Here is a 771-nt window from a genome sequence, read left to right on the forward strand (position 1 = left end):
GTCCGTGACGGTGCTGGCCGACCGTGCCTTCGGCTGCCCGGCCTTCACGGACCTGGTGGCGGCTCACGGCTGGCAGTATCTGGTGCGCGCCCAGCGCCAGACCTGTCTGCGCCACGACGACGGCCGGATGCAGGCCTTCAGCACCCTGATCCCACAGGCCGGCACGCGCTGGTGCGGGCGCGGCCAGGCCTTCAAGAAGCAGGGCTGGCGCCCCGTCAGCGTGGTGGCCTACTGGCGGGTCGGCTGTCCAGAACCGCTCCTGCTGGTGAGTAATCTGCCGCCCGCCTGGGATCTGGTGCGTCAGTATCGGCGACGGGCGGCAATCGCGGCCTTGTTCCGCGACTGGAAGACCAGCGGCTGGCACTGGGAGGCCAGCCAGGTGCGGGACGTGGCCCATCAGTCGGTGCTGGTGTTGGTGCTGGCGCTGGCGACGCTGATCACGCTCTGTCTGGGGGAGGAGGCCGCCCAGACCATCCTGAATCAGCCGCCCCGCGCGGGGCGGCGGCGTCCCTGGCACGCCCGTGACAGCCTGTTTCGCTTGGGGCGCGACCGGCTCTGGCAGCGGCTCTGGCAGGACGAGCCGCCGGCCATCACCTGGGAGTTGGTCCGCTTCGATGCACCAAATTGGTCGACCGAGTGTTGGCAGTCCGCCCGACCCGCCGCCACCCCGGTGCACTGCACTGGCCGGGTCGGCAAGCGTGAGCGCCTGCGGGTCGCAGCCTAAGGAAACAGCATGCATGTGACACGCCTGTTCTGTCCGCCCCTAAAGTG

The 771-nt window shown here is 69.9% G+C and carries 1 protein-coding gene; it reads left to right on the forward strand.

What is annotated here, in order from left to right; translation table 11 throughout:
- Nucleotides 1-724 (forward strand): transposase (locus NW818_RS12845; protein WP_414424776.1); only part of this gene is annotated, 724 nt, incomplete at its 5' end.
- Nucleotides 725-771: the final 47 nt, after the last annotated feature.

This window comes from Synechococcus sp. R6-5, assembly GCF_047461775.1.
Classification (GTDB): Bacteria; Cyanobacteriota; Cyanobacteriia; order Thermostichales; family Thermostichaceae; genus Thermostichus.